Source organism: Candidatus Merdisoma sp. JLR.KK011, assembly GCF_036941125.1.
In the GTDB taxonomy this organism is placed as follows: Bacteria; Bacillota; Clostridia; order Lachnospirales; family Lachnospiraceae; genus Laedolimicola.
The window spans coordinates 73483-99633 of sequence record NZ_JAYWSZ010000003.1; the positions used below are offsets into that span (position 1 = coordinate 73483).

The following is a 26151-nucleotide window of genomic DNA, read 5'->3' on the forward strand; positions in this document are numbered from 1 at the left end:
ATGGATGACAAAAGAACATTTGGACAGAAACTGGATACATTTTTAATGAAGGACAGCACCTTTATCCTTCTGATTATGGGGGCTGCAGCAGCGATTTTTGCCGGAACCTTTATGTATATCCGCTTTGGCACAGGCGCATTTAACGAGATTTCTATCGTAGCTATGCTCAGGGACGGAATGGACGGCGGAGACTATGCGGCGGCAGCAGGCTTTGCGGCGGGCTTCCTGATTGCCCGTATTCTGGAAGGCCCCCTGGTAGGACTTCTGGATATCGGCGGTTCTCTCCAGACCGGCGTGGGCATTGGATTACCGGCTTTATTCTTATCTATGGGATGGGAGCTTCCTTTCTCTAATTTCTTCACCGCCCTGCTTACGGGAGCCTTGATTGGACTCGTTATGGGAGCTGTGATCATGATTATCCGTAAGGTAATGCCGGAGGGCGTGGCAGTAGGCGGAACCTCCGTTATGATGGGCGCCGGAAATGCCACCGGCCGTTATCTGGCCCCTCTGATTATTGTTGCGGCCGCACAGTACAATGTGTATACAGGAATCGGTGCAGTGCTTGGGGCTGCGGTGTTCTATAAGTGGGGAAAGGAAATGACAGGAGGCGCAATCCTGGGAGCCATGATTTTAGGCGGCATTTTCCTTTAAAATTCAGGATAGGACAGGGGGACTTTATATGAGTATTTATCAGGATATCGGATTGAACCGGGTCGTCAATGCCAGCGGCCGCGTGACTGTGCTGGGGGTATCCACCATCAGCGACCGGGTGGCAAAGGCGGCTGTGGCGGGAGGACAGTCCTATGTGGTGATTGAGGATCTGATGGTTAAGGCCGGAGAGATTATTTCCCGGTATACGGGAGGGGAGGACAGCTGTCCGGCGGTGTGCGCCTCGGCGGCCATTGCCATCACTGTTGCAGGCCTTATCACAAAGGGGAAAAAGTCTCTGGTGGAGCGGATGCCGGATTCCTCCGGACTGGCCAATGAGATCATTCTCCAGAAGGGCCATGCCATCAATTTTAATGTGCCCATTGAGACGATCATCCGTCTGGGAGGCGGCGTGCCGGTGGAGGCAGGAACAGCCACGGAGGTAGCCCCGGAGGACATTGAGGAGGCCATCACAGACAGAACGGCGGCCCTTATGTATGTAAAGAGCCATCACTGCGTACAAAAGGGAATGGTGGATCTTCCCACTATGATCGAGATTGCCCACAGGAACGGGCTTCCCCTTCTGGTGGATGCGGCGGCGGAAGAGGATTTCCGCAAATACATTGCCATGGGGGCGGATCTTGTCTGCTACAGCGGAGCAAAGGCTTTGGAGGCCACAACCTCTGGATTTGTGACGGGAAAGAAGGAGTATATTGCCTATGCCAGGAAGCAGTACAAGGGAATCGGCCGGGCGATGAAGATTGGCAAGGAAGGAATTATGGGGCTTTTGGAAGCCTTGGAGCAGTACGAGCATAAGGATCGGGCTGCGGAGGCCGAGAAGAATAAAGAGACAGCAGTCTGGCTTAGGGATTCCATCAATCAGATTCCAGGACTGCATTCCGAGATGATTCAGGACGAGGCGGGCCGGGCAATCTACCGGGCAAGGATTTTTGTGGAGCCTAAGGAGGCCGGGATGACAGCTATAGAGCTGGAGCAGAGGCTGAAGGAGGGAGATCCTACGGTCCGCTGCCGCACGGAATTTATGAGTCTTGGCAAGCTGGATCTGGATCCGAGACCTTTGGTGGAAGGCGATAAGGAGCTTATTGTAGAAAAATTGAGAAAGATTATGGAGGCATAGAAATGGGAATCAATTATTATAAGGGCAGAGTGTGCCTGAATGTGCTGGGCGGAAGCTTGAAAAATGCGGCGGAGATTTATGAGGCTGCAGAGAAGTATGTGGTTGTGGGCGTGCTTTCTGCCAATTATCCCGATGTACCCAGCGCGGTGGAGGATATGAAGCGGTATATGGAAGTTCTCGAGGGCAATCTTTCTGTCGGCTTAGGGGGCGGAAATCCGGCCCAGTGGAAGGCTGTGGGGGACATTGCCAAGGAGATTAAGGCGAATCATTTTAACCAGGTGTTTTCGGCTGTAGGATATACCAGGGCCAATGTAGGAAATGAGGAGGCCCATATCAATTCTCTTGTTTCTCCCTGTGGGAAGCCGGGATTTGTGAAGATTTCTACCGGCCCTCTTTCTAAGGACTGTGAGCCGGCTCTTGTTCCGGTGGATACGGCCATTGCCATGATTCGGGAAATGGGGGGCAATTCGGTGAAGTTTTTCCCGATGGGGGGCTTGAAGTGTAAGGAGGAGCTCAAGGCTGTGGCAGAGGCCTGTGCGCAAAATGAGTTCGTGATGGAGCCTACGGGGGGGATTGATCTTGATAATTTCCGGGAGATTATGGAGATTATTCTGGGCGCCGGGGTGCAGAAGGTGATTCCTCATGTGTATTCTTCGATTATTGATAAGGAGAGTGGGGATACTAGGACGGGGGATGTGAAGAGACTTTTGGGGATTGTGAGGGAAGTGGTTTAGACGGACGGAGGTGTCAGCCGTAAAATAAGCCGCCAGGCCTTTTCCGTATCCCCAGCGATAAGGAATCCTCCCACTTTGTGGGTCCCTCCTTATCACAACGGTTCGGACGGTTCGCGTACACGCCGTATGCTCTGAACGTACATTACTTTTGCAGGTTTTTTATGGCTGCAGGTGTTGGGGTAATGTTCGTTCCGATCATACGGCGTGTACGTGAACAGCCGGACACTGGATATCGGAAAAGCCTGGCGGCTTATTTTACGGCTGACACCTCCTGGCTTTGGGGGGGGGCAGCCAGGGGGGTGCTGTTGGGGATGGGGTTTAGTTTTGGGTGGCTTTGGCTTCGGCTAGTTTTAGGGCGCGGACTTTTAGGGGGAGGCCGAAGAGGGTGATGAAGCCGCTGGCGTCGTGGTGGTCGTAGAGATCGCCGGTGGTGAAGGAGGCCAGGGATTCATTGTATAGGGAGTAGGGGGAGGTGGTTCCTGCTTTGATGATGTTGCCTTTGTAAAGCTTGAACTTGACTTCTCCGGTTACGTACTCCTGGGTGCTGGTGACGAAGGCCTGTACTGCCTCGCGCAGGGGGGTGAACCATTTTCCTTCGTATACGATCTGGGCGAATTTGCTGCCGAGGTCTTTTTTGACCTCCATGGTGGCGCGGTCCAGAACGAGCTCTTCCAGCTGCTGGTGGGCTTCCATGAGGATGGTGCCGCCGGGGGTCTCGTATACGCCCCTGGATTTCATGCCGACTACGCGGTTTTCTACGATGTCTACGATGCCGATGCCGTGCTTTCCGCCCAGGGCGTTCAGCTCGGTGATGATCTCGGATACTTTCATGGACTTGCCGTTCAGGGATACGGGGATGCCTTTTTCAAAGGTCATGGTCACGTATTCGCCTTCGTCGGGAGCTTTTTCAGGTGTGACGCCTAAGACCAGCATGTGTTCGTAGTTGGGCTCGCTGGCCGGATCCTCAAGCTCCAGTCCTTCGTGGCTGATGTGCCACAGGTTCCGGTCGCGGCTGTAGCTCTGGCTGTGGTCGAAGGGCAGGTTGATGCCGTGCTTGCGGCAGTATTCGATCTCGTCCTCACGGGACTGCATGGTCCATATGTCGGTCATGCGCCAGGGGGCGATGATGGTCAGATCCGGGGCAAGGGCTTTGATGCCGAGCTCGAAGCGGATCTGGTCGTTGCCTTTGCCGGTTGCGCCGTGGCAGATGGCGGCTGCGCCTTCTTTCCGGGCGATCTCTACGAGACGCTTGGCGATGGCCGGACGTGCCATGGAGGTGCCTAAGAGGTATTTGTTCTCGTATACGGCGCCTGCCTGTACACAGGGCATGATGTAGTCGTCACAGAATTCGTCGATGATGTTTTCAATGTATAATTTGGAAGCGCCGGAGAGTTTTGCCCGCTCTTCCAGGCCGTCAAGCTCGTTTCCCTGTCCGCAGTCGATGCAGCAGCAGATCACTTCGTAGTCAAAATGCTCTTTCAGCCAGGGAATGATAGCTGTGGTATCCAATCCGCCGGAATAGGCCAGTACAACTTTTTCTTTCATGTCTTTATATCCTCCTCGGTTTGCATTGATTTGGGGCTGCCGCATAATAGGACAGCCCCAGTCTTTGGCTTTTCTCACTGACAAATAATATACAACATCCTTTGGAAAGATGCAAGTGAAATTTTATACATATTTATGCGTATATTTTAGGAATAAATTGTATAAAGATAATATTTTATACATAATATTCAAAAAACATGCATAAATGGATGCTGTGGGCATCCGCTTAGAAGGGATTCCAGTAGCGCCCTTTGTTGAGAAACTGCAGGGCAATGGAAATGGCGATCAGCAGGAATCCCAGAACCATGGTAGTGTAATCAAGGCTTGTAAAGCGCCGTTCCCGATACCAGGTACGTTTTGGTTCTTTGCCGAAGCAGCGCAGCTCCATGGCGTTGGATACGACTTCGATCCGCTCCATGCTGGAGAGGATGAGGGGCATCAGAATGGCGGTGGCTCCTTTCAGACGTTTTACCAGGTTTTCCTTGCCGGACAGCTCCACGCCCCTTGCCTGCTGTGCCAGGGAAATTGCGTGAAATTCGTCCAGGATGTCCGGAATATAGCGCAAAGCCAGGGAGACAGAGTAGGACACCTTGTAGCTTACGCCGATCTTATTTAAAGAAGCGGCAAATTCGCTGGGCTGGGTGGTGGAGATAAAGAGGATCACCACGGGAATCGTCGCTGTGTATTTTAAAATCACATTTGCATGGTAGAGCAGCTGCTGTGCGGTGATGCTGTAACGCCCGATGATGTGGAAGAGCACCGTCCGGGTTCCATAGATGCTCACCCCATGCTCCGGGGAAAACAGGTAAATCAGAAGATTGTTCATGGCCAGGAACACCAGGGAGAAGATGAGGATTACCTTCACGTCGCTGACTTTGATTCTGGAAACCCGGAATAAGATCAAGGCAAATACGGTGAGCAGGACGAGATACCTGGTATCAAAGGTAATCATTGCCGCCAGAACCCAGCAAAGCATACAGGCCATCTTGGAGGCTCCCGTTAATTTATGAATAGGAGAAACACGCTCTATATAGTTAAATAACTGAATCATCCCCGTACCTCCTCCTCTTCATAGTCGATAAAATGCTGGACAAATACATTGGGATCGCTGATTTTGCACAAAAGGGCCAGGTCGTAAAGGGAGGTTTCCTTTAAGTTTGCCCGGCTGATGATATCCGGGTTGGTGAGAATGTTGGCGGAGGTATCGTCTGCAATCACCTGTCCCCCGGAAAATACAATGGCTCTCTGGGCGTATTCCAGCATCAGATGCATATCGTGGGTGATCATAACCACCGTGATTCCCCGGTTGTGAAGATCCTTCAAAAATTCCATGATTTCCGTGTAGTGCAGGTAATCCTGTCCGGCTGTGGGCTCGTCCAGAATGAGCATCTGGGGATCCAGGGCGAGGATGGAAGCGATGGTGACACGCTTTTTCTGCCCAAAGCTTAGGGCGGACACGGGCCATTTCCGGAAGGGGTAGAGGCCGCATACCTTCAATACCTCGTCTACCTTTTGGGCAATGGTATCCTCCGGCACATGGCGCTGCCTCAGGCCGAAGGCCACCTCGTCAAAGATCATAGTCTTGCAGATCATCTGATTGGGGTTCTGCATGACATAACCGATGCGGTCGGCGCGTTCCTTGATGCTGTAATCCTTCATGTCCACTCCCTGGAAGGTGAGGCTGCCCTTCTGCTGCTTTTCAAAGCCGCAGATGACTTTTGAGAAGGTGGACTTTCCGGCTCCGTTTGTTCCCACAATGGCAAGGAGCTCTCCTTTAGCGGCGTAAGCATGGATGCCTTTTAGGGCGTGGAAGCCGTTTTCATAGGTAAAATCAATGTTCTCGGCCTGAAGAAGAATCTCCGGCTCTTCCTTTTTCTCACGGGCCTTCCGGCTGTGATACCAGTCGCGGACACAGGATTTTTCTTCCTCCGTAAGGGTAAGGCTGCGGATGCTGTGGGGCCGGCATTCAGGGGTTATGGTGAGCCCGGCGTATTTGAGCGCAGTTAAGTATAAGGGCTCCCGGATTCCGTTTTCCGGAAGAAGATTGGTGGAAAGAAGCTCGTCCGGAGCCTGGTCTGCCACAATCTCCCCATCCTTCATCAGGACAATCCGGTCTACGTCCCGCCACAGCACATCCTCCAGGCGGTGCTCCACAATGATCACAGTGGTGCCTGTTTCTTTTTGTATCTGGTCAATGATCTCGATGGCGCGTTTTCCGGTGGCCGGATCCAGGTTGGCCAGAGGCTCGTCAAAGAGAAGGATTTCCACTTGGTTTACCATAACGCCGGCCATGGAGACCCGCTGCTTCTGGCCGCCGGACAGAGCGTCGGGAGAGTGCTCCAGGTGATCGGCGATTCCCACCTTCCGGGCTGTTTCCAGAACTTCCTTTTTCATGTCTGTCTGGTTTACGCAGGCATTTTCCAGGGCAAAGGCGATGTCCTCCGCAACGGTAAGGCCGATGAACTGGCCGTCCAAATCCTGGAGCACGGTGCCGATGGTCTTGGAGATCTCGAAGATGCTCTGAGTCTTTGTCTCCCTGCCCCGGATGGTTAAGGTTCCGGTGGATTCTCCGGAGTATGCAAAGGGAATCAGGCCGTTCATACAGTGGGTGAGGGTGGATTTGCCGCAGCCGGAGGGCCCGGCGATGAGGAGTTTTTCCCCTGGATAAATCTCAAGATTGATATGTTTCAGCGTGGGCTCCGCCTGGGCGTCGTACTGAAAGCTGAAATCCTCAAATTTAATAATCGGTTCTTTCACATGTACCTCCTTTTGCTGCTGATTTGTCTCTGGTTTTGCCGTCAGAAGCAGGAAAAAAGGCTGCCGCAGAATAAGACAACTGGTTTTTCCATCCATAAGCCTTATTTTGTGACAGCCCCTTCCGCTTCCTTATTTTTCTGCTTTTAAAGAGCCCTTTTTCGCTCTGGCAGCTGTGTAGGCGAAGCACAAAATAGTGCCTACAATGGCTGTTGAAAGGATATTTCCAACGCTTCCCACGGCACCCTGGAGGAAGATCTTCTCCGCAGGCTCGTCATAAATAAGAATATCCAGGCCGGGAGCAGTCAGTCCCCAGGAGATCAGGTGTGCAATGATCTGTACCACATTGAAAATCACTGAGCCCTTTACGCCGAATTCACCCTTGGACAGCTTCAGCTTATAGCCCAAGAGACCCATCACCAGGCCAAAGAAGGCGCTTCCTGCGATCCAGCTCCACCATACGCCCCAGCCGCTTGCCAGGTCGCTTAAGAAATGGCCGATAAGGCTCATTAGAAAGCCTGCCACAGGCCCGAAGAGCATGCTCATAACGGCTACAACGGGATAGTGTACGCTGATCTTCAGATTGGGCACTGGTGTAGGAATTGCCACATAGCTGCTGAGCACGAAAAACAGCGCCGCGCCGATACCGATTGCTACGATTGTTTTTACTGAGAAATTTTTCATTGGTAACTCTCCTTTTCCCTCTTGATTGGTTTGGCAGTACATGCGTGTACTTTTCTATATTAAAAGTTCATAATAAATGTCTTGTGGCAGCTCTTGAAATGTAGTATGATAGAGGAAACATATGTTTGCAAAAATGCAGGAAGGTACGTCAGAGTGCAGACGGGGGATGAATCTATGATGGAACAGTTGAGCTTATTTGACGATCGGCCGCAGAGTGCGCCTCTGGCCAGCAGGCTGCGGCCTGAGAGCCTGGATGAGTACGTGGGACAGAGCCACCTGATCGGGGAGGGGAAGATCCTCCGCAGATTAATCGAGACAGACCAGGTGTCCTCCATGATTTTCTGGGGGCCGCCCGGCGTGGGCAAGACTACGCTGGCAAGAATCATAGCCAGGCAGACACGGGCGGAGTTCGTGGAATTCAGCGCAGTGACCAGCGGGATCAAAGAGGTAAAGGAGGTTATGAACCAGGCGGAGCAGAATCGGAAGATGGGAATCCGGACGCTCTTGTTTACCGATGAGATCCACCGTTTTAACAAGGCCCAGCAGGACGCCTTTCTTCCCTTTGTGGAAAAGGGGAGCATTGTCCTGGTAGGCGCCACGACGGAGAATCCCTCCTTTGAGATCAATTCCGCTCTTTTGTCCCGGTGCAAGGTGTTTATTCTGAAGGCGCTGGAGGAAGAGGATCTGACGGCTCTGCTCCGTCATGGTCTGAAAAGCCCCAAGGGTTTTGGCAATCTCGACTTATTAATAGAAGAAACTCATCTGCGGGCCATTGCACGGTTTGCCAACGGAGACGCCCGGACGGCCCTCAATACCCTGGAAATGGCGGTTCTCAATGGAAAGATGAATGAGCGGGGCGTGATCTGCATCGACGAGGAGCTCCTGGCCCAGTGTATGAACAGACGCTCTCTGTTGTATGATAAAAACGGGGAGGAGCATTACAATCTTATTTCCGCCCTTCACAAGTCCATGCGCAACAGTGATCCCGATGCGGCTCTTTACTGGATGCACCGGATGCTGCATGGAGGAGAGGATCCCTTGTACATTGCAAGAAGGCTGATACGCTTTGCCAGCGAGGACGTAGGGATGGCAGATTCCCAGGCTCTGCCGCTGGCGGTGTCCGTTTATCAGGCCTGTCATTTCCTGGGGATGCCGGAATGTGATGTACATCTGACTCATGCGGCAGTGTATCTCTCCATGGCGCCCAAGTCCAATGCCCTCTACCGGGCCTGCGAGGCCTGCAAGGAGGATGTACGGGAGCTGCCGGCAGAGCCGGTGCCTTTACAGATCTGCAATGCGCCTACGAAGCTGATGAAGGATCTCCATTATGGGGAAGGGTATATTTATGCCCATGATACAGAGGAAAAGCTGAGCCGGATGGAGTGCCTGCCGGAGGCTTTGGCCGGCAGGCGGTATTATCATCCCACGGATGAAGGGCAGGAGAGGTATGTAAGGGAAAAGCTCGGGGAGATTTTGGAGTGGAAAAGGCCGGACTCTTGATTTTTGTGTAAAGTAAGAAGAAATGAATAAATATAAATAATACTTGCATATATATGCTCCCGGTGGTAATATATGCAATGAAAATATTGCAGCAGTTTTGTTTTGAATATGCGTCTCAAATCGTGCGTAAGCATGGTTCTTTGAGACTTGAGAATGAGGAGGCAGGTTATGATTAAAGCAGGAATTATCGGAGCAACCGGCTATGCCGGGGGAGAACTGGTGCGGCTCTTGACAGGCCATAAGGAAGCCGAAATCAAATGGTACGGCTCCAGAAGCTACATAGACAAAAAGTATGCCCAGGTTTATCAGAATATGTTTCAGATTGTAGAAGACAAGTGTCTGGATGACAATATGGAGGAGCTTTCGAAAGAGGTGGATGTTATATTCACGGCGACTCCCCAGGGGTTGTGCGCTTCCCTGGTGAACGATGAGATTCTCTCCCGGACAAAAATCGTGGATCTCAGTGCGGATTTTAGGATCAAGGACGTGAAGGTATACGAGCAGTGGTACGGGATCACCCATCCTGCGCCCCAATACATCCCGGAAGCCGTCTACGGCCTCTGCGAGATTAACCGGAAAGCCGTGAAAGGAGCCAGGCTCATTGCCAATCCCGGCTGTTATCCGACTTGTACCACGCTTTCCATTTACCCTTTATTAAAGGAAGGGCTGATTGATCCCAACACGATCATTGCAGATGCCAAGTCCGGAACCTCCGGGGCCGGCCGGGGAGCCAAAGTGGACAATCTTTTCTGTGAAGTCAATGAAAATATCAAGGCTTACGGCGTTGCTTCCCACCGCCATACGCCGGAGATTGAGGAACAGCTGGGGTATGCGGCCGGGGAACCGGTGCTGATCAATTTTACGCCTCATCTGGTTCCTATGAACCGGGGAATCCTAATCACGGCTTATGCTTCCTTGAAAAAAGAGGTATCCTATGAGGAGATAAAGGCGGTTTATGACAAGTATTACGCTTCAGAGCGGTTTGTGCGTGTGCTGGAGAAGGATGTATGCCCTCAGACAAAATGGGTGGAGGGCAGCAATTATGTGGATGTGAACTTTAAGATCGATTCCAGGACAGGCCGCGTGATTATGATGGGAGCCATGGACAATCTGGTAAAGGGCGCCGCCGGACAGGCCGTTCAGAATATGAATCTGATGTTTGGGCTGAAGGAGAGCGAAGGCCTTGATCTGGTACCCATGTTCCCATAGAGATGAAGGATTTTGGACGGATTAAGAAATGCTTTTCAGGTATTATAATATGATTTTATCAGAAGGGAATGGACGAAGATTATGACAATCCGAACCATGACAATCGAAGATTATGAAGGCGTGTACGAGCTCTGGATGACCATTAAGGGCTTCGCCATCCGGAGTATCGATGATTCCAGATTAGGCGTAGAGCGCTTTCTGCGCCGGAATCCGGATACCAGCGTGGTAGCTCTGGAGGACGGACGTGTGGTGGGAAGCATTCTCTGCGGCCACGACGGGCGCAGGGGCTGCTTCTACCATGTGTGCGTTCACAGGGACTGCCGGATGCGCGGCATTGGCAAGGCCATGGTAGTATATGCCATGAACGCTTTGAAGAAAGAGGAGATTAGTAAAGTATCTCTCATTGCATTTACGAAAAATGACATCGGTAATGCATTTTGGAACCGTATAGGCTGGACAAAACGGCAGGATTTGAATTATTATGATTTTGTGCTCAATGAAAAAAACATTGAAGCGTTTAATAAATAAGAGGAAATACGATGTGGGAAAAGAAAAAGATTCTAATGCTGACAACAGGGGGCACCATTGCTTCCGCAGCCACAGACCGGGGGCTTGCTCCGGCCCTTCATGCAGACGAGCTTTTAAAGGGCTTAGAAGATCTGCGTGAAAGCTGCCGGATCGATACCCTGGAGGTATGCAGCCTGGACAGCACCAATATGACCTGGGAGCATTGGCTTAGGCTTTTGGAGGCTGTGGAAACTCATTATGAGCAGTATGACGGATTTGTTATCTGCCATGGTACGGACACCATGGCTTATACGGCAGGAGCGCTCTCTTACCTGATTCAGAATCCGGGGAAGCCCATTGTAATTACCGGCTCACAAAAGCCTATCAACCAGGAAATTACCGATGCAAAGCGGAATCTAAGGGACAGCATTGCGGTTGCCATGGAAAAAGACTGTCCCGGCGTGCAGGTTGTATTTAACGGGCAGATTATTGCGGGCACACGGGCCAAGAAGGTGAAGAGCTTCAGCTTTGACGCATTTACCAGTATTAATTTTCCGGTTCTGGGTGTGGTACAGAACGGAAGGGTGATCCGCTATGTGAAGGAGGAGATTTCGAAGGAGCTTCCCGTTTTTTATCATAAGGTGCATCCCAAGGTTTTTCTTTTGAAGCTGGTTCCTGGAATGCAGCCCCAGATTTTAAAGCCTATTTTTCAGGAATTTGACTGCGTGATTGTGGAGAGCTTTGGAGTGGGGGGAATTCCCGACAGCATTGCGGAGGAATTCTTCTGCCAGTTAAGCAGATATCAGCCGGAGGAAAAGATCCTGATTATGACGACCCAGGTTACATACGAGGGGAGTGATGTGGATGTGTATGAGGTAGGCAAGCGGATACGGGAGCGGTTCCGGTTTCTGGAGGCCTATGATATGACGCTGGAGGCAGTATATACAAAGATTATGTGGATACTTGGCATCGGGGGGCTGAGCTTTGAGGAGGTTGAAGAGCTGTTCTATCGGAAGATCAATTATGATACGAGTGTGCCTTATGGGAAAAAGTCAGGCGGACCCGCCGGCACAAGGTGATTCTTTCAGGCGGAGAGCGGCATGATCCAGATCGGCCTGGATCGTTGGTTACAGGAATAAAAATACAGTCGAGAGGGTGTAAGAGGATGGAACAAAAAAGTATGGAAAAGATAAAAGAAATCCCTGGCGGCGTTACAGCGGCCAAGGGTTTTGAGGCGGCTGCGGCTGCGGCGGAGATTAAGTACAAGGGACGGACGGATATGGCGCTTATTTACAGTCAGACGCCATGCCAGGCAGCAGGAACCTTTACCACCAATGTGGTGAAGGCGGCTCCGGTGAAATGGGATCAGAAGATAACAGCGGAATCTCCCTTTGTGCAGGCGGTGGTGGTTAACTCTGGGATTGCCAATGCTTGTACGGGAGAGGAAGGGTACGGTTACTGTAAGGAAACGGCGGAGGAATGTGCGAAGGCGCTGGGAATCCCGGAAAACGCCGTACTCGTTGCGTCTACAGGCGTTATCGGCATGCAGCTTCCCATGGAACGGCTGAAAAAGGGAATTACCTTATTAAAAGAAGCAAAAGGCAGTACTGTGGAGCATGGAACGGCTGCGGCTAAGGCTATTATGACTACGGATACCGTGCACAAGGAGATTGCAGTCCAGGTGGAGCTGGGGGGCAGAACCGTGACTGTCGGCGGTATGTGCAAGGGTTCCGGCATGATTCATCCCAATATGTGCACCATGCTTGCTTTTGTGACCACGGACGCCTGCATTTCCAAGGAGATGCTGCAAAAGGCCGTCAGCGAGGATGTGAAGGATACCTTCAATATGATTTCCGTGGACGGGGATACTTCTACCAACGATACCTTGCTGGTGCTTGCCAACCATGCGGCGGAAAATCCGGAGATTCGGGAAGAAAACGAGGACTACAGGCTGTTCGCAGCGGCTTTGAATACGGTGAACACTTACCTGGCAAAGAAGATGGCAGGGGACGGTGAGGGAGCGACGGCTCTCTTTGAGGTAAAGATTGTGGGTGCAAGGACGAAAGAGGACGCAGTGACCTTGAGTAAATCTGTTGTGACCTCAAGCCTGGTGAAGGCGGCTGTCTATGGACATGACGCCAACTGGGGGCGGATTCTCTGCGCCATGGGCTATTCCGGCGTGGAGTTTGATCCGGAGAAGGTGGATCTGTTCTTTGCGAGTGCAGCCGGGAAGCTTCAGATTATTGAAAATGGCGTGGCGGTGGATTACAGTGAGGAGGAAGCCACCCGGATCCTGTCAGAGCCGGAGGTGACGGCGCTGGCGGATGTGAAGATGGGGGATGAGGAAGCTACGGCTTGGGGGTGTGATCTGACTTATGATTATGTGAAGATCAATGCGGATTATCGGTCGTAAAGCAGAATGTGGATGATAAAAAATTACAAAAATAAGCATACTGTTGAAAAAAACAATCATTTATCTACATGTGCCAGCATGCCATACCGTTCAAAGAGCTCAAAAGGGACATAGGAGCATGTCTGCAAAACCCATGGAGGACAAGTATGGGAATTACAATCAAAGAGCTGTCAAAGATCAGCGGTTACTCCTGTGCAACCATATCACGCGTGATTACAAAGCAGAACAATGTAAAAGAGGAAACACGCAGGGCAATTGAGGAGCTGCTTATACAATATGATTACCGGACAAATATTATGGAGCTTAGGGCATCAGAATTGAGACAGAAAATGATTCTGATTATTGTTGGAGACCTGGACAGCTGGTACTATATGGAAATGATCCGCGCTATAAAAAGAGAAACGGCAAAAGGCAGATATGTTGTTGTCATAGGCTATAGTGATAATTCGGTACAGCAAGAGGAAGAATATGTAAAAATTGCCATACAGGAAAAATATGCAGGGATTATATTTGTAAATGTCCGGGGCGGCGATAACATCAGCAGGCTTCTGGAACAAAGCGGGATGCCTGTGGTATTTTTAAACCGGGGAATCCGGCTTTCGGATTTTGATACCATCCGCAGTGACAATTATTACGGAAGTTATATGATTACAAGCTATTTGATCGAAATGGGACATAGAAAAATAGGCCATCTGGCAGGAAATCAGTACTCTTCCACTGCCATGGAAAGGAGACGGGGATATGAGGATGCCATGTGCGCCGGAAAGCTTCCGGTGACAGGCAAGAGCATCCATGTAGGTGAACTGAATTGGGAAAGCGGATATCAGTACGGGGAGCGTATTGTGAAGGAGGGGCTGGATTATACGGCGGTATTCTGCGGAAATGATTTGATGGCAGGCGGTCTTTTGGAGGCTTTCGCACATTATGGCGTGAAAGTACCGGAAGATATCAGCGTGGTATGCTATGATGATACCCCGGTAACGGCCAGAGCCGGTCTGACAACGGTAGGTGCAGATCCAGTCAGAATGGGAAAAAAGGCCGTGGAGCTTCTTGTGACCATAATTGAGGGAAAGCATGAGGAGGGAAGCTCCATTGTGTACAGGCCTCAGATAATGACTCGAAACAGTGTAAAAAAATTGGTATAGCAGCAAATAGAAAGGGACTGCCGGAAAATATGATATCAGAGAAGCCTGATGTTATATTTCCGGCAGTCTCTTTCTGTTTTTTTATTCCTATTTTCTATTTCAGCAGGCAGCAGGCCAAGCGGATATGCCTGCAGGAATAAAAGACAATACAAGCAAGAAGCTTTTGTACACATTCTATAAAAAAGCAAGATAAAATGCTATAAAATTTCAGAATTCAAAAGATAACAAGTCTGTTTCATTCCCAAGACAGTGAAATTAAATTGCAAAATAAAAACTCAATATGGTGAGTTTGGTAAAAAAATTAGTAAAATCTTGTTTATTTTACGAATGGAAAGAAAATTCTGAAAAAAGTAAAATGTGCTCATCAAGTTATTCAATACATGAAATGCAAGGAGGATTCAAGGAATATGGAACGTATTGTCATTGTGTCGGGAGCACGAACAGGAATTGGAAGCTTTGGCGGTTCATTAAAGCAGTACCAAGCAACGGATCTGGCAGGAATTGCAATCAAGGCAGCTGTGGAGCGAAGCGGAATCAGACCGGAGGATGTGGATGAGGTGGTAATGGGCTGCGTCGGGCAGGCGGCCGAAAACGCCTTTATGGCCAGAGTGTCATCAATCAAGGCAGGAATTCCCTATGAAGCGGGAGCCTTGACAGTGAACAGGCTCTGCTCTTCCGGACTGCAGGCGATCTACACGGCGGCTATGGAGATTGACAGTGGGTTTTGCGAGATAGCGGCAGCAGGCGGAGGAGAGAGCATGTCAAATTTTCCCTTCTATGTACGAAATGCAAGATTTGGATACCGCATGGGACATGGAGAACTGGAGGATGGTCTGATTACGGCATTATCCGACCCCATTACGAGGGATCATATGGGGATTACGGCTGAAAATATAGCGGCAAGGTATGGTATTACCAGGGAAGAGCAGGATGCATATGCGGCTCTCAGCCAGGAGCGCGCGTCAAAAGCAAAGGCAGGAGGAAAATTTGCAGAGGAGATAGTTCCGGTTGAAGTGCAGGTGAACAAAAAAGAGACGAAAATATTCCAAGAGGATGAATATATCCGTGAAAATACAACCATAGAAAAGCTGGCAAAGCTAAGGCCTGCATTTAAGAAGGATGGCACCGTAACGGCAGGAAATGCCTCCGGAATCAACGACTGCGGCGCAGCGGTGGTACTAATGAAAGAAGAAGAAGCGAAAAAAAGGGGAATTCGCCCTATTGTCAGAGTGTGTGATGCCGCCGTGGCAGGCGTTGATCCGGCATACATGGGGATTGGGCCGATTCCGGCGGTGAGAAAGCTGCTTGAAAAGACAGGATTAAAGAAAGAGGATATCGGTCTGTTTGAGTTGAATGAGGCCTTTGCATCCCAGGCTCTGGCATGTATACGGGAGCTTGGACTGGATATGGAGAAGGTTAACGTAAACGGAAGCGGTATCTCTATGGGGCATCCCATTGGAGCAACCGGGTGTGTGATTACCATAAAGCTGATGAATGAAATGGTAAGGAGAAACGAAAGGTACGGTATTGCGACCCTCTGCATCGGCGGCGGACAAGGGCTGGCTGTGTTATTTGAATTATGTAATAAGCAGTAACCTGGGGATGTGGGTGTGAGCACAGATATGAAAGACGATTGTATAAAAGATTATCAGAAACCATATCGGAATTTATATGAGACCTTAGCAGATTCAGCCGGGAAATATCCGGACAAAATAGCTGTGATTGACGATAAAGAAGAAGTTACTTACAAAGAGCTGCGAAAAAGAGCCGATAATCTGGCAAAGGTGTTCCAGATGAAATATCAATTGAAGGAACAGGATCAGATAGGGTTTCTCATGGTAAACAGCGTCAAAACAGTGGCTGCTTTTTATGGGGCTGTGAAGCTGGGATGTATAGCCGTTATGATTAATACAAAGCTGAAAGAAAGTGAAATTGCGGATCTTTTGAAAACATTAGACATCAAATTGATCGTCAGCGATGAACGATGGCTGGATAAAATTGAAAAGACGGCAGAGAAGCTTGGAATCCCTGGGATTTTGACGGAAATTCCCGATTCCTGTATAGAGGAAATACCCATTCCACTTGCACAGAACCTGGAAAATACGGCGGTTATCATGCATACCTCAGGGACAACCGGTATACCAAAGGGCGTAATGATTACCCACCGCAATATTCTGGAGACAGCATACGGCTATCAAGAGGTACAGAAACTGGATGAATCGGATCTTACGGTATTGTCGGTTCCTTTATTTCACATATTAGGCTTAAGCTGCGTTATGACATTGTTTATCTATATGGGCGCTACAGTAGTGTTGTCGGAGTTTTATCATGTGGAAGATGTGATCCGGAAGATTAAGAAGTATAAAGCCACACATTTTCATTCTGTTCCGGCTGTTTATCTGCAGATTATGGAGAAACTTAATTCAGACAAAGACCTTGGTTCACTTCGAAGGGCTGTCTGCGGAGGAGCGCCTATAAGCAGGGAAAATGTAGAGCAGTTCTGCAGGCTCCTTCCAAAGCTTACCTTTTATCTGGCTTACGGAATGACGGAGACAGCAGGTTCGGGAACTCTGTCTGTTATTCATAAGGGACCTCTTAAGGCAGTTCCCAATGTTCACGTATGGATTGCAGATTCCCAGCACAAAGAGGCAGAGACGGGAGAAATGGGAGAAATTGTATTTTGCGGCCCCTGTATTGCTACAGGGCGCTGGAGGGCGGAAGGGCTTTCGGACCATGTAATGTACAGTGGAGACGTAGGTTATATGGATGAAGAGGGACATGTGTATGTCATAGACCGGCTGAAAGATATGATTAACCGTGGAGGAGAGAAGATATTTCCAAAAGGAATTGAGGAAGTGATACTGCAGTACCCGGGAATAGAAGAGGCCGCCGTTTATGCCGTAAGCGATAAAAAATACGGAGAAGTTCCGGCGGCGGCAGTTGTGCCCAAGCCGGGAACAGAGGTAGATCTGGAGGGGCTGAAGCTATATTTAAAGGAGCGCATTGCAACATTTGAACTTCCTGTTTTTCTGGAAACAGTAAAAGAGCTTCCGGTAACACAAAACGGAAAAGTACAGAAAGCCAAGCTTCGCAGACAGACGGAAGAGAGGAGAAAGCAAAATTGAAGAAACCTGTAGTTATAACTGCAAAGGAAGCCGTAGATTATATTAAGGACGGTTCTGCTTTGTGTACCATTGGCATGACATTAATTTCGGCCAGTGAGAGTATTCTGAAGGAAATTGAGAAACAATTCTTGGAGAAGGGACATCCAAAGGATCTGACTTATTTTCATACCTGCGGCCAGGCGGCAATGAAGCAGTCCGGCGGCCTGCAGCATCTGGCCCATGAGGGACTGCTCCGGCGTGTTTTCGGAGGTCATTGGGGACAATCTCCTCTTATGATGGAGCTGATAATGAATAATAAGATTGAGGCATTCAACCTGCCTCAGGGTCAGATGGCCAACATGTTCCACAGCATGGCTCTCAGAGAACCGGGCAAGCTGAGCAGAATCGGTCTGGGTACCTACATTGATCCCCGTGTAGAAGGGGGAAAAATGAATGAAAGAACAAAAAACTGCGGATTTGATGCAGTGGGGCTTGTGGAGGTTGACGGGGAGGAATACCTTCAGTATAAGCCAGTGAAGATTGATACGCTTCTTATCCGCGGCACATATGCGGACGAGAACGGCAATATAGATACCTCTCACGAGGGGATGGCCCTTGAAGTACTTCCGGCTGTGATGGCTGCAAAGCGGTGGAACGGGAAAGTGATCTGCCAGGTGGAGAAGATTGTGAAGGCAGGCTCCTTAAACCCTAAGCATGTGACCGTTCCAGGCGTATTGGTGGACGCCATTGTGGTATGCGAGAATCCCATGGAGGATCACAGACAGACTTATTCCTGGTATTACGATCCGGCATATTCCGGCCAGATGATGGCTCCTGAGGCAGCGGCAAAACCTGTCCCTTTGAATATACGAAAGGTAATTGGGCGCAGAGCTTTGACAGAACTGCTTCCGGATCAGATCATCAATATCGGGACAGGCATACCCAATGATGTGATTGGCCCAATCATTGCAGAAGAAGGAGTATCGGACCATGTAATGATTACAGTTGAATCTGGAATTTACGGCGGAGTTCCGGCGGAGACGATTGACTTCGGGATTTCCATGAATGCACAGGCATTGATCGGTCATGACAGACAGTTTGAATTGTATAACGGGGCAGGCGTGGACTTTACGTTCATGGGAGCGGGCGAAATGGATCAGTACGGAAACGTGAATGCCACCAAGATGGGGGCAAAGGCGCCGGGAGCAGGAGGATTTATTGATATTACCGCCACAGCAAAACATGTTATTTTCTGTTCCACATTTACCGGAGGAGGCTTGACAGCCAGTTTCACCGGGGAAGGCCTGAAAATCGAAAAGGAAGGAAAGATCAAAAAACTGGTAAAAGAAGTACAGCAGATCTCCTATAATGGCAGAATTGCCTGGGAACGCGGGCAGAAAATGCTCTATGTAACGGAACGGGCGGTATTTGAGCTTACCGGTAAGGGGCCTATGCTGATAGAGATTGCAAAAGGGGTGGATCTTAAGAAGGATATTTTGGAACAGATGGATTTTAAACCCTTGCTTGCAGAGGAACTGAAGGTTACGGATACTGCAGTTTACAGAGACGGTGTCTTTGGGCTTAGGGATATTTTGAAAACGAAAGAAAAGAAAGGAGGAGAGGAAATATGAAACCAATGCGCCTTCACCATGTAGGAATCATTATGACAACAATGGAAAAAGCAGAAGCTTTTCTTGAAAAGTTCGGGCTTGAAAAGGATTACATGGAATATGTAGCTGCATATCACGCATACTGCCTGTTTACAAAGTATACGGAAAAAGAAAGCCCGGTGGAACTGATTATTCCAACCGAGGGCGTGCTGACGGAATTTAATAAAGGCAGAGGCGGTCTTCACCACATTGCATTTGAGGTGAAGGATGTGGAAGCATCCAGAAGGGAATTCGAGGCGGCAGGAATGGAAATGCTGGAAACGGAGGCAGTAGAAGGCGCCGGAGGCATCCTTGTTAATTTCCTGCGGCCAAGATACGGGATGGGAGTTCTTGTTGAATTCGTACAGCAGATTAAATAGGAAGGAGAGGATTATGAGTATCGGAAAAGTAATGGTGGCAGGCGCCGGGATCATGGGCAGCGGAATTGCCCAGGTCTGCATCGAGCATGGCATAAGCACACTGCTTGTAGACATTTCCAAGGAGAGGGCTGATAAAGGCGCAGCCAATATTGAACACTTTTTACAGAGAAAGATTGAAAAAGGAAGGATAAAGCCGGAGGAGAAGGAAGCTGCCCTTAAGCTTCTTAAGACATCGGGAAACTATGCGGACGGCAAAGACGCAGATATTGTGGTGGAAGCTGCCACAGAGAATATGGAGATTAAGCAGAAGCTTTTCGCACAGCTTGATGAGACGGTAAATGAAAATGCAATTCTCTGCACGAATACTTCCAGTATGTCAATTACGCAGATTGCAGGTGCAGCGAGGCATCCAGAGAGGGTGGTAGGAACTCATTTCTTTATGCCGGTTCCGGCTATGCGGCTGCTGGAAATCATTCCCGGAATTCTGACATCGGAAAAAACAGTGGAAAAAGCTATGGAATTCGGGCAGATGATTGAAAAGGTTACAGTGAAAGCTCCGGATACGGCCGGTTTCCTAGTGAACCGCATTTTTGAGCCTATGCGTAATGAGGCAATCTACCTGGTTATGGAGGGCAACAGCCCAGAGGATGTAGATACGGCCATGAAGCTGGGATGCAACTGGCCTATGGGACCTTTGGAACTGGCGGATTATACGGGGCTTGACACGCTCCTTGCAAGCATGACACGAATTTGTGAGGAGACGGGAGATCCCAAATACAGGCCCTGTCCGCTTCTCAAGAAAATGGTAAATGCCGGTATGCTCGGCAGGAAATCTGGCAGAGGTTTTTATGAGTACGAATAGAAAAAGACGGGAGGAAACGAATATGAAATGTAGAAAAATAACGGCAATTTTACTGACAGCAGCTTTCCTGTGCACATCCATTTTGTCCGGATGCGGACAGACACCTGCAAAGGAAGCAGAAGAGCAGAAGAATCCCGGGCAGCAGGAAACGGGGGAAGAGGCCGGGGAACAAACAGAGTCTGGCAGCACCATTAAAATCGGATGTGTATTTCCGATTTCCGGAAACAATGCGGATCAAGGTGTATTTAATGTAGACGGATGTCAGTTTGCAATTGATTATATCAATGAAAAGGGCGGAATTGCTTCCATGGGCGGCGCAAAGCTGGAGCTTGTGGTTTACGATAATCAGTCGGATGCAGATGCTTCAAAAGCAGTGGCTGAGCGGCTGATCAATGAAAATCCGGATATTGCAGCGGTGACTGGCGCAGCTTCCAGCTCCTTTGTGCTCCCGATGCTGCCCGTATATGAGAAAAGCGGAATGCCCTTCCTGACCGCACAGGTATCCGAGGCGATTACAAGCCAGGGATATCAGTATTCCTTCCGGTTTGGTTCCACAGGCGGAAGCTTTTCCGAATACCAGGTAAAGTTTCTGGAGTGGCTGAACAGCGAATATAATCTGGGAATTACAAAGATAGGAATTGTATACGAGGATACGGAGTGGGGGCTTTCCAATACCTCCGGTGCCGTAACGGCCATAGAGAATTCTGCGGCGGAAGGCTCGGGGTTTGAGATTGCATATAATGAATCCTTTACAGCAGGCTCCGCCGATCTTACGAATATTGTAGTAGGACTTAAAAATGCAGGATGCGAGGTGGTGTTCCCCACCTGCTATACACAGGATGCCAAGCTTTTGTTCAACACAATGAAGAGCATGAATTACAGCCCCTTGATCATCGGCGGAGGCGGAGGATTTTTGTATCCTTCCTTTGGAAAGGAGCTTGGTGAGCTTGTTGACGGCGTTATCTCTGTGACAGGACACAATTATGACATCCAGACCATTATGAATAATGAGGAAATTGCAGATATCGGAGCAGCCTTTGAAGAAAAGTACGGATACTTTATGCCGGAGCAGGGAGCATCCGCATTCAGCGCCATTTATCTGATTGCCCAGGCGCTGGAAAAGGCCGGAACCAGTGAGCACCAGGCGGTGGCCGAGGCTCTGCGCTCTCTGACCTGTGAGGCAGCCACGCCGGGAGGAGCCGTCTCCTTCGATGAGACAGGGGCAAACAACAATGCCCATGCAGTCATTGTCCAGTGGCAGAAAGGAGACGACGGCGTATATAGAACTCGCTGCGTATTCCCTGATACAGAGGCGGGAACAGAATTTCAAATGACAGATGATCTGAAAGCAATGATGAATTAGAAAGGTTAATAGCAGAGCTGTCGCGCAGCGACTTAGAATAGTCCAGCTAAAAAATGTCAAGTATTTATTAGAAAAAATTTCTGCTGGACGGTAAAGCTGCAAAGGCGTACGAGAGGAAATTTTATGAGTGCTTTTTCGAATAAAAATTTTTCTCATTACTGGTGCGCCGAAGCAGCTTTACCATTTGGAGCCGTCGCGCAGCGGCTATAGATAGGAGGAATAAAATGACATGGGTGTTTTTTCAATCCCTGATCAGTGGCATTCTGGCAGGAGGCGTGTATGCGCTCTTTGGAGTCGGCATTACAATTATATTCGGCGTTATGAAAATGGTTGATTTTTCGGCGTGTACGCAGCTGGTATGGGGAATGTACTTTACCTGGATATTCTATTCGGTAACAGGACTCAACTGTTACCTGGCGATTCCTTTTGTTGTTGTCTGTATGGGAATGCTGGCATGGGTTGTATTTAAACTGATTGTGCGGCCGCTTCTGGGTTCAGATGATACATCTTTTATCCTGGTCACATTAGGGCTTTCTTATTTTTTACAGAATTTTGCGGAATTCGTTTTCAGTGCAGATCCAAAGTCCGTACCATCGTCGATCAAGACAGCTTCCTTTTTTATTGGCGAATACAGCATCGGCCTGCCCAGGCTTATTGCATTTTTTGTAATGGTATTGCTAGTATTTGCCGTATATATGCTTTTGAATAAGACGACTCTCGGACGGGCGATGCGTGCAACGGCGGAAAAACCGGAGGTAGCCCAGATGCTTGGCATTAATACGAGTAAAACGTTTACCATTGCATTTATGATAGGCGTTATCTTTGCAGGAGTGTCGGGACTTTTAATAACACCTCTGTATTATGTAACCCCTACGGCCGGAAGTATGTTCCGGACCACAGCCTATATTGCCGTGATTATCGGAGGGCTTGGAGATATTAAGGGCGCCCTGGTGGGAGGAATTACAGTGGGAGTTATAGAAGCGCTGGTGACAGGAATGATTTCCAATGATTTGGGTCCGGTAGGCGTCGGCCTGGCGCTTCTGCTTGTATTATACCTGCGGCCTCAAGGATTCTTTGGGAAAGGAGAACGGCGGGCATGAAAAAGATTTTAACAGGAAAATATGCAGCAGCAGGCTTACTGCTGGTTATAGCTTTGCTGCTGCCAGTGTTTATCAAGGGCAACTACATGATTTCCAATCTTGTTAACTGTATGTTTTTTGCCTGCATGGCAGGCTGCTGGAATATCATCGGAGGCTATGGAGGGCAGGTATCCTGGTGTCATGCATCCTTTGTAGCGGTGGGAGCCTATGCCAATTTTATTATGAATGCAGAGCTTGGAGTTTCTCCCTTTGTTTCTATTCCCATAGGTATGGCGGTTTCTGTTTTCATTGCCACAGTTATCGGATATTCTACCTTTCGGCTCCACGGGCCTTACTTTTCCATAGCGACGATTGCCTGCGGAGAGGCCATCCGTGTTCTGATTCAGTATTTTGACCGGTTTACAAAGGGGGCAGCCGGAATGTATGTGACCTATCGCAAGCCGGATTTCCTGGCGCTGACCTTTGCGAATGATATTCCCTTTTACTATATTGCCCTGACGCTTATATGCCTTATCGTATTGACGGCGTACTTTTTTACAAGATCAAAAACCGGTTATTATCTCAGCGCCATTAAGGCAGATGAAACAGCTGCAGAATCCCTGGGAATTGAGACGTTTCAGGTGAAGCTGAAAGCATTTCAGCTAAGTGCTATGATGTCTGCTGTGACAGGCTGTTTTTATGCTTCCTATCTTACGTATATTGCGCCGGTCAGTACGGCGAGCTTTGATCTGTCCATGAAAATCGGTGTAGTTGCCATTGTGGGCGGTGTGGCGAGCCTGTGGGGCCCTGTGATCGGAGGATTCGTAGTGATTCTTCTGATTGAAGTAACGAGTGTTTTCTTCGGCTCAGCCGGAGGGAGCCAGATGGTATACGGTATCTTGCTGATGCTGGTGATTATTTTCAAACCAGAGGGGATCATTGGATTTTTCCGAAAGGACAGTATGTCCGGTAAAAAGCCGCTTTTTAGCATTAAGAGAAAGAAGGAGGGGGCATAATGGGAAAACTACTGGAGGTTACAGACCTTTCTATTTCGTTCGGAGGAATCAAAGCGGTACAGAACCTTACCTTTCATATTGAGGAGGGAGAGGTGCTTGCACTGATTGGCCCGAATGGCTCCGGAAAATCTACCACTGTGAACATGGTATCTGGCGTGTACATCCAGAATTCCGGAAGCATTGTATTTGAGGGAAAAAGGATTCCGGAAAAAATGAGCATCGCAGAACGGGCAAAGATCGGAATTGCGAGAACATTTCAGACTCCGAAGCCCTTCTCCCATTTAAGCGTATACGATAATATCTATACCATTGCGCTTCAGAAGAATTCAAAAGCGCAGGCGGCGGAATTGACAGATGAGATTCTGAATTTAACAAAGCTTTATGATCTTAAGGATGCAAGAAGCGGTAAACTTTCTATTGAAAAAAGAAAGTGGATGGATTTAGCCCGCTGCATGGCAGTTAAACCAAAGCTGATTATGATGGATGAAGTTATGGCAGGACTGAATCCGTCAGAAATGGAAGACAGCCTGGAGCTGGTGCGCACAATCAATAAAGAAGGAATTACGGTGCTGTTCATAGAGCATGTTATGAAGGCGGTTGTTTCGGTCTGTACCAGGGCAATTGTCCTGAACCAGGGCAGGCTGCTCTGTGAGGGAGAACCCATGGAGGTGCTGAACAATCCGGAAGTGGTTGCCGCATACTTAGGAGGTGAAGTCCATGCTGATGGAAATTAAGGATCTGTGCGCAGGCTATGGAGATCTGCAGGTATTATTTGACATTTCCATGGAGATTGGGGAAGGAGAGGTGGTGTCCCTTGTAGGTTCAAACGGTGCAGGAAAGACAACGCTGCTTCGTATTATATCGGGGCTGGAGCCGGTGAAGTCAGGGAGCATTACTTATGGGGGAAAGGATTTGACACAGCTGCGCGCTTATGAGAAAGCGGATTATGGAATTGCCCATATTCCCCAGGGAAGGGGAATTCTTGGAAGCCTAAGCGTAAAAGAAAATCTGATTATGGGGGCTTATCCCAAGAGCGCCCGTGCCCATATGGAAGAGAATATAGAGAAATCCTTTGAAATGTTTCCGATTCTGAAGGAGCGTGAGAATCAGATGGCAGGCTCCTTAAGCGGAGGAGAGCAGCAGATGCTGGCCATTGCAAGGGCCTTGATGATCCGCCCCAAGCTTCTGATGCTGGACGAGCCCTCGCTTGGTCTTGCGCCTATTGTCGTGAATGATATGTTCCGGATCATTTCTGAGGTTGCCGGACAGGGAATGAGCATTCTCATCGTAGAGCAGAATTTAAAACAGGCGCTTTCCGTAGCCGACAGAGGATATGTCCTTGAAACAGGAAGAATTGTAATGGAGGGGAAGGCCTCTGAGCTTCTTGAGGACAAAGCAGTCCAAGCGGCGTACCTTGGTATTTAGAGAAAGAGAGATTTCGAAAAAAAGACGGAGGTGTATTTATGAAAGAGCTTTCCCAGGCCGCCGTGATCGGAGGAGGCATGATAGGGCTGAGCTTGTGCGTTCTTCTGACAGGAAACGGAATACACACAACGCTGTATGCAAGAAGCCGGCTCAAGAAAAAGAGAGAGCAGTATGAGGAAATCTTTCGCAGACTTGCAGAGAAGAAACTGCTGACGGAGAAGGAGAGAAGCAATTGTGAATCTTATTTGCGGATTGTGGATTCCTATGAGGAGCTTAAGGATGCTGAAATTGTGTTTGAAAGCGTCACAGAGGATTTGGAGGCGAAAAGGGAGGTTTATGACAAGCTCTTCCAATTTTGTCCCAAGCTTAAGGCAGCCGCCTCTACCACCTCGGCTTTTTCTTCTCTGGAACTGGCCGGGTGCAGTAAAATGAAAGACAAGATTCTTGTGGCACATCCCTTCTATCCTCCTCATTTGATTCCATGTGTGGAGGTGGTGCCGAATGAGAACACTTCTAAGGAGGCTCTTGAGGCAGTGACGGCGCTTCTTAGGTACTTAAAACGGGAGGTAGTAATGATCCGCAGAGATAAGCCGGGATTTGTGGCAAACCGGATTCAGTATGCCATGCTCAGAGAGGCAGTGCATATTGTAGAAGAGGGAATTGCGGCTCCTGAAGATGTGGACAGGGTTTTAAGGTACAGCTTTATGCCAAGATACACGTCCATCGGAATTTTTGAGCATTTTGATCACTGTGGACTGGATCTGACCGGCAGTATCTGTGATTATCTGTATCCCCATTTATCTGATGCATGTTCTGTTCAGAAGCTTCTGAAGGAAAAATGCCATAAAGGGGAGTATGGGGTAAAGTGCGGGAGAGGAATTTATAATTGGGATGAAGAGCGTATCAAAGAGCTGGAAAAGCGTGTTGAAGCTCCCTATTTAGAACATATTTGCTGGAACCTGCCTAAAGATCCGGGGAGGTTTTAAAAGGAAGGGA

The 26151-nt window shown here is 49.1% G+C and carries 24 protein-coding genes; 20 read left to right on the forward strand and 4 right to left on the reverse strand.

Annotation, left to right across the window (positions count from 1 at the left end; genetic code table 11):
• The 3 genes from VV089_RS01245 to dagF are packed head-to-tail and all read left to right on the forward strand — an operon-like array spanning nt 1 to nt 2520.
• Nucleotides 1-651, forward strand: a complete 651-nt coding sequence (locus VV089_RS01245) for a DUF4310 family protein (RefSeq protein WP_334334669.1) — start codon at nt 1-3, stop codon at nt 649-651.
• 28 nt (nt 652-679) lie between these two features.
• Nucleotides 680-1786 (forward strand): DgaE family pyridoxal phosphate-dependent ammonia lyase, encoded by a 1107-nt coding sequence (locus tag VV089_RS01250; RefSeq protein WP_334334671.1) that lies wholly within the window; start codon nt 680-682, stop codon nt 1784-1786.
• Between the two features lie 2 nt (nt 1787-1788).
• A complete protein-coding gene (gene dagF, locus VV089_RS01255) occupies nt 1789-2520 on the forward strand; it encodes a 2-dehydro-3-deoxy-phosphogluconate aldolase (protein ID WP_334334673.1) in 732 nt (243 codons plus the stop codon).
• Nucleotides 2521-2838: 318 nt separating this feature from the next.
• Here the strand turns inward: dagF and VV089_RS01260 are convergent, their stop codons facing one another.
• The 4 genes from VV089_RS01260 to VV089_RS01275 form a co-directional block, all read right to left on the reverse strand.
• On the reverse strand, nt 2839-4065 hold the full coding sequence (locus tag VV089_RS01260; protein WP_334334675.1) for an argininosuccinate synthase: 1227 nt from the start codon (nt 4063-4065) through the stop codon (nt 2839-2841).
• A gap of 226 nt (nt 4066-4291) precedes the next feature.
• Nucleotides 4292-5116, reverse strand: a complete 825-nt coding sequence (locus tag VV089_RS01265) for an energy-coupling factor transporter transmembrane component T family protein (RefSeq protein WP_334334677.1) — start codon at nt 5114-5116, stop codon at nt 4292-4294.
• The gene (locus VV089_RS01270) at nt 5113-6822 is read right to left on the reverse strand and encodes an ABC transporter ATP-binding protein (protein WP_334334679.1); all 1710 of its coding nucleotides are present in this window, start codon (nt 6820-6822) and stop codon (nt 5113-5115) included. The genes VV089_RS01265 and VV089_RS01270 overlap by 4 nt, the downstream gene beginning before the upstream one ends.
• 129 nt (nt 6823-6951) lie before the next feature.
• Complete coding sequence (locus VV089_RS01275) at nt 6952-7503, reverse strand: ECF-type riboflavin transporter substrate-binding protein (protein WP_334334680.1); 552 nt, start codon at nt 7501-7503, stop codon at nt 6952-6954.
• A 177-nt stretch (nt 7504-7680) separates the two neighbouring features.
• On the opposite strand from VV089_RS01275, the gene VV089_RS01280 reads away from it, so the two are divergent.
• The 17 genes from VV089_RS01280 (at nt 7681) to VV089_RS01360 (ending at nt 26141) form a co-directional block, all read left to right on the forward strand.
• Nucleotides 7681-9003 (forward strand): replication-associated recombination protein A, encoded by a 1323-nt coding sequence (locus VV089_RS01280; protein WP_172541493.1) that lies wholly within the window; start codon nt 7681-7683, stop codon nt 9001-9003.
• Nucleotides 9004-9171: 168 nt separating this feature from the next.
• Nucleotides 9172-10212 carry an N-acetyl-gamma-glutamyl-phosphate reductase gene (argC, locus tag VV089_RS01285; RefSeq protein ID WP_172541430.1) on the forward strand — a complete coding sequence of 347 codons (1041 nt, stop codon included), beginning with the start codon at nt 9172-9174 and terminating at the stop codon, nt 10210-10212.
• 81 nt (nt 10213-10293) lie between these two features.
• Nucleotides 10294-10740, forward strand: coding sequence for a GNAT family N-acetyltransferase (locus VV089_RS01290; RefSeq protein WP_172541429.1), 447 nt, complete (start codon nt 10294-10296; stop codon nt 10738-10740).
• A gap of 11 nt (nt 10741-10751) precedes the next feature.
• Complete coding sequence (locus tag VV089_RS01295; protein WP_334334684.1) at nt 10752-11798, forward strand: asparaginase; 1047 nt, start codon at nt 10752-10754, stop codon at nt 11796-11798.
• A gap of 110 nt (nt 11799-11908) precedes the next feature.
• Nucleotides 11909-13132, forward strand: a complete 1224-nt coding sequence (argJ, locus tag VV089_RS01300; RefSeq protein WP_334336195.1) for a bifunctional glutamate N-acetyltransferase/amino-acid acetyltransferase ArgJ — start codon at nt 11909-11911, stop codon at nt 13130-13132.
• A 146-nt stretch (nt 13133-13278) separates the two neighbouring features.
• Nucleotides 13279-14277 carry a LacI family DNA-binding transcriptional regulator gene (locus VV089_RS01305; protein WP_334334686.1) on the forward strand — a complete coding sequence of 333 codons (999 nt, stop codon included), beginning with the start codon at nt 13279-13281 and terminating at the stop codon, nt 14275-14277.
• A gap of 407 nt (nt 14278-14684) precedes the next feature.
• On the forward strand, nt 14685-15872 hold the full coding sequence (locus VV089_RS01310; protein WP_172541426.1) for a thiolase family protein: 1188 nt from the start codon (nt 14685-14687) through the stop codon (nt 15870-15872).
• A gap of 15 nt (nt 15873-15887) precedes the next feature.
• Complete coding sequence (locus VV089_RS01315) at nt 15888-17402, forward strand: class I adenylate-forming enzyme family protein (RefSeq protein ID WP_334334688.1); 1515 nt, start codon at nt 15888-15890, stop codon at nt 17400-17402.
• Nucleotides 17399-19012: an acyl CoA:acetate/3-ketoacid CoA transferase gene (locus tag VV089_RS01320; RefSeq protein WP_172541424.1), complete on the forward strand. Its 1614-nt coding sequence runs from the start codon at nt 17399-17401 to the stop codon at nt 19010-19012. The genes VV089_RS01315 and VV089_RS01320 overlap by 4 nt, the downstream gene beginning before the upstream one ends.
• Nucleotides 19009-19410, forward strand: coding sequence for a VOC family protein (locus tag VV089_RS01325; RefSeq protein WP_172541423.1), 402 nt, complete (start codon nt 19009-19011; stop codon nt 19408-19410). The genes VV089_RS01320 and VV089_RS01325 overlap by 4 nt, the downstream gene beginning before the upstream one ends.
• Before the next feature lie 13 nt (nt 19411-19423).
• On the forward strand, nt 19424-20272 hold the full coding sequence (locus tag VV089_RS01330; protein WP_172541422.1) for a 3-hydroxyacyl-CoA dehydrogenase family protein: 849 nt from the start codon (nt 19424-19426) through the stop codon (nt 20270-20272).
• A gap of 22 nt (nt 20273-20294) precedes the next feature.
• Nucleotides 20295-21635, forward strand: a complete 1341-nt coding sequence (locus tag VV089_RS01335) for an ABC transporter substrate-binding protein (protein ID WP_172541421.1) — start codon at nt 20295-20297, stop codon at nt 21633-21635.
• A gap of 224 nt (nt 21636-21859) precedes the next feature.
• Nucleotides 21860-22735, forward strand: coding sequence for a branched-chain amino acid ABC transporter permease (locus tag VV089_RS01340; protein ID WP_172541420.1), 876 nt, complete (start codon nt 21860-21862; stop codon nt 22733-22735).
• Complete coding sequence (locus VV089_RS01345) at nt 22732-23730, forward strand: branched-chain amino acid ABC transporter permease (RefSeq protein ID WP_172541419.1); 999 nt, start codon at nt 22732-22734, stop codon at nt 23728-23730. Before VV089_RS01340 ends, VV089_RS01345 begins: the two co-directional genes overlap by 4 nt.
• Nucleotides 23730-24464 (forward strand): ABC transporter ATP-binding protein, encoded by a 735-nt coding sequence (locus VV089_RS01350; RefSeq protein WP_172541418.1) that lies wholly within the window; start codon nt 23730-23732, stop codon nt 24462-24464. The genes VV089_RS01345 and VV089_RS01350 overlap by 1 nt, the downstream gene beginning before the upstream one ends.
• Nucleotides 24448-25155, forward strand: coding sequence for an ABC transporter ATP-binding protein (locus tag VV089_RS01355; protein WP_172541417.1), 708 nt, complete (start codon nt 24448-24450; stop codon nt 25153-25155). The genes VV089_RS01350 and VV089_RS01355 overlap by 17 nt, the downstream gene beginning before the upstream one ends.
• A gap of 38 nt (nt 25156-25193) precedes the next feature.
• A complete protein-coding gene (locus VV089_RS01360; RefSeq protein ID WP_334334694.1) occupies nt 25194-26141 on the forward strand; it encodes a 3-hydroxyacyl-CoA dehydrogenase family protein in 948 nt (315 codons plus the stop codon).
• Nucleotides 26142-26151 lie beyond the last annotated feature (10 nt).

Coding starts and splice junctions, on each gene's coding strand:
- VV089_RS01245 (WP_334334669.1), top strand. CDS start 1: ATGGATGACAAAAGAACATTTGGACAGAAACTGGATACATTTTTAATG.
- VV089_RS01250 (WP_334334671.1), top strand. CDS start 680: ATGAGTATTTATCAGGATATCGGATTGAACCGGGTCGTCAATGCCAGC.
- dagF (WP_334334673.1), top strand. CDS start 1,789: ATGGGAATCAATTATTATAAGGGCAGAGTGTGCCTGAATGTGCTGGGC.
- VV089_RS01260 (WP_334334675.1), bottom strand. CDS start 4,065: ATGAAAGAAAAAGTTGTACTGGCCTATTCCGGCGGATTGGATACCACA.
- VV089_RS01265 (WP_334334677.1), bottom strand. CDS start 5,116: ATGATTCAGTTATTTAACTATATAGAGCGTGTTTCTCCTATTCATAAA.
- VV089_RS01275 (WP_334334680.1), bottom strand. CDS start 7,503: ATGAAAAATTTCTCAGTAAAAACAATCGTAGCAATCGGTATCGGCGCG.
- VV089_RS01280 (WP_172541493.1), top strand. CDS start 7,681: ATGGAACAGTTGAGCTTATTTGACGATCGGCCGCAGAGTGCGCCTCTG.
- argC (WP_172541430.1), top strand. CDS start 9,172: ATGATTAAAGCAGGAATTATCGGAGCAACCGGCTATGCCGGGGGAGAA.
- VV089_RS01290 (WP_172541429.1), top strand. CDS start 10,294: ATGACAATCCGAACCATGACAATCGAAGATTATGAAGGCGTGTACGAG.
- VV089_RS01295 (WP_334334684.1), top strand. CDS start 10,752: ATGTGGGAAAAGAAAAAGATTCTAATGCTGACAACAGGGGGCACCATT.
- VV089_RS01305 (WP_334334686.1), top strand. CDS start 13,279: ATGGGAATTACAATCAAAGAGCTGTCAAAGATCAGCGGTTACTCCTGT.
- VV089_RS01310 (WP_172541426.1), top strand. CDS start 14,685: ATGGAACGTATTGTCATTGTGTCGGGAGCACGAACAGGAATTGGAAGC.
- VV089_RS01325 (WP_172541423.1), top strand. CDS start 19,009: ATGAAACCAATGCGCCTTCACCATGTAGGAATCATTATGACAACAATG.
- VV089_RS01330 (WP_172541422.1), top strand. CDS start 19,424: ATGAGTATCGGAAAAGTAATGGTGGCAGGCGCCGGGATCATGGGCAGC.
- VV089_RS01335 (WP_172541421.1), top strand. CDS start 20,295: ATGAAATGTAGAAAAATAACGGCAATTTTACTGACAGCAGCTTTCCTG.
- VV089_RS01340 (WP_172541420.1), top strand. CDS start 21,860: ATGACATGGGTGTTTTTTCAATCCCTGATCAGTGGCATTCTGGCAGGA.
- VV089_RS01345 (WP_172541419.1), top strand. CDS start 22,732: ATGAAAAAGATTTTAACAGGAAAATATGCAGCAGCAGGCTTACTGCTG.
- VV089_RS01350 (WP_172541418.1), top strand. CDS start 23,730: ATGGGAAAACTACTGGAGGTTACAGACCTTTCTATTTCGTTCGGAGGA.
- VV089_RS01355 (WP_172541417.1), top strand. CDS start 24,448: ATGCTGATGGAAATTAAGGATCTGTGCGCAGGCTATGGAGATCTGCAG.
- VV089_RS01360 (WP_334334694.1), top strand. CDS start 25,194: ATGAAAGAGCTTTCCCAGGCCGCCGTGATCGGAGGAGGCATGATAGGG.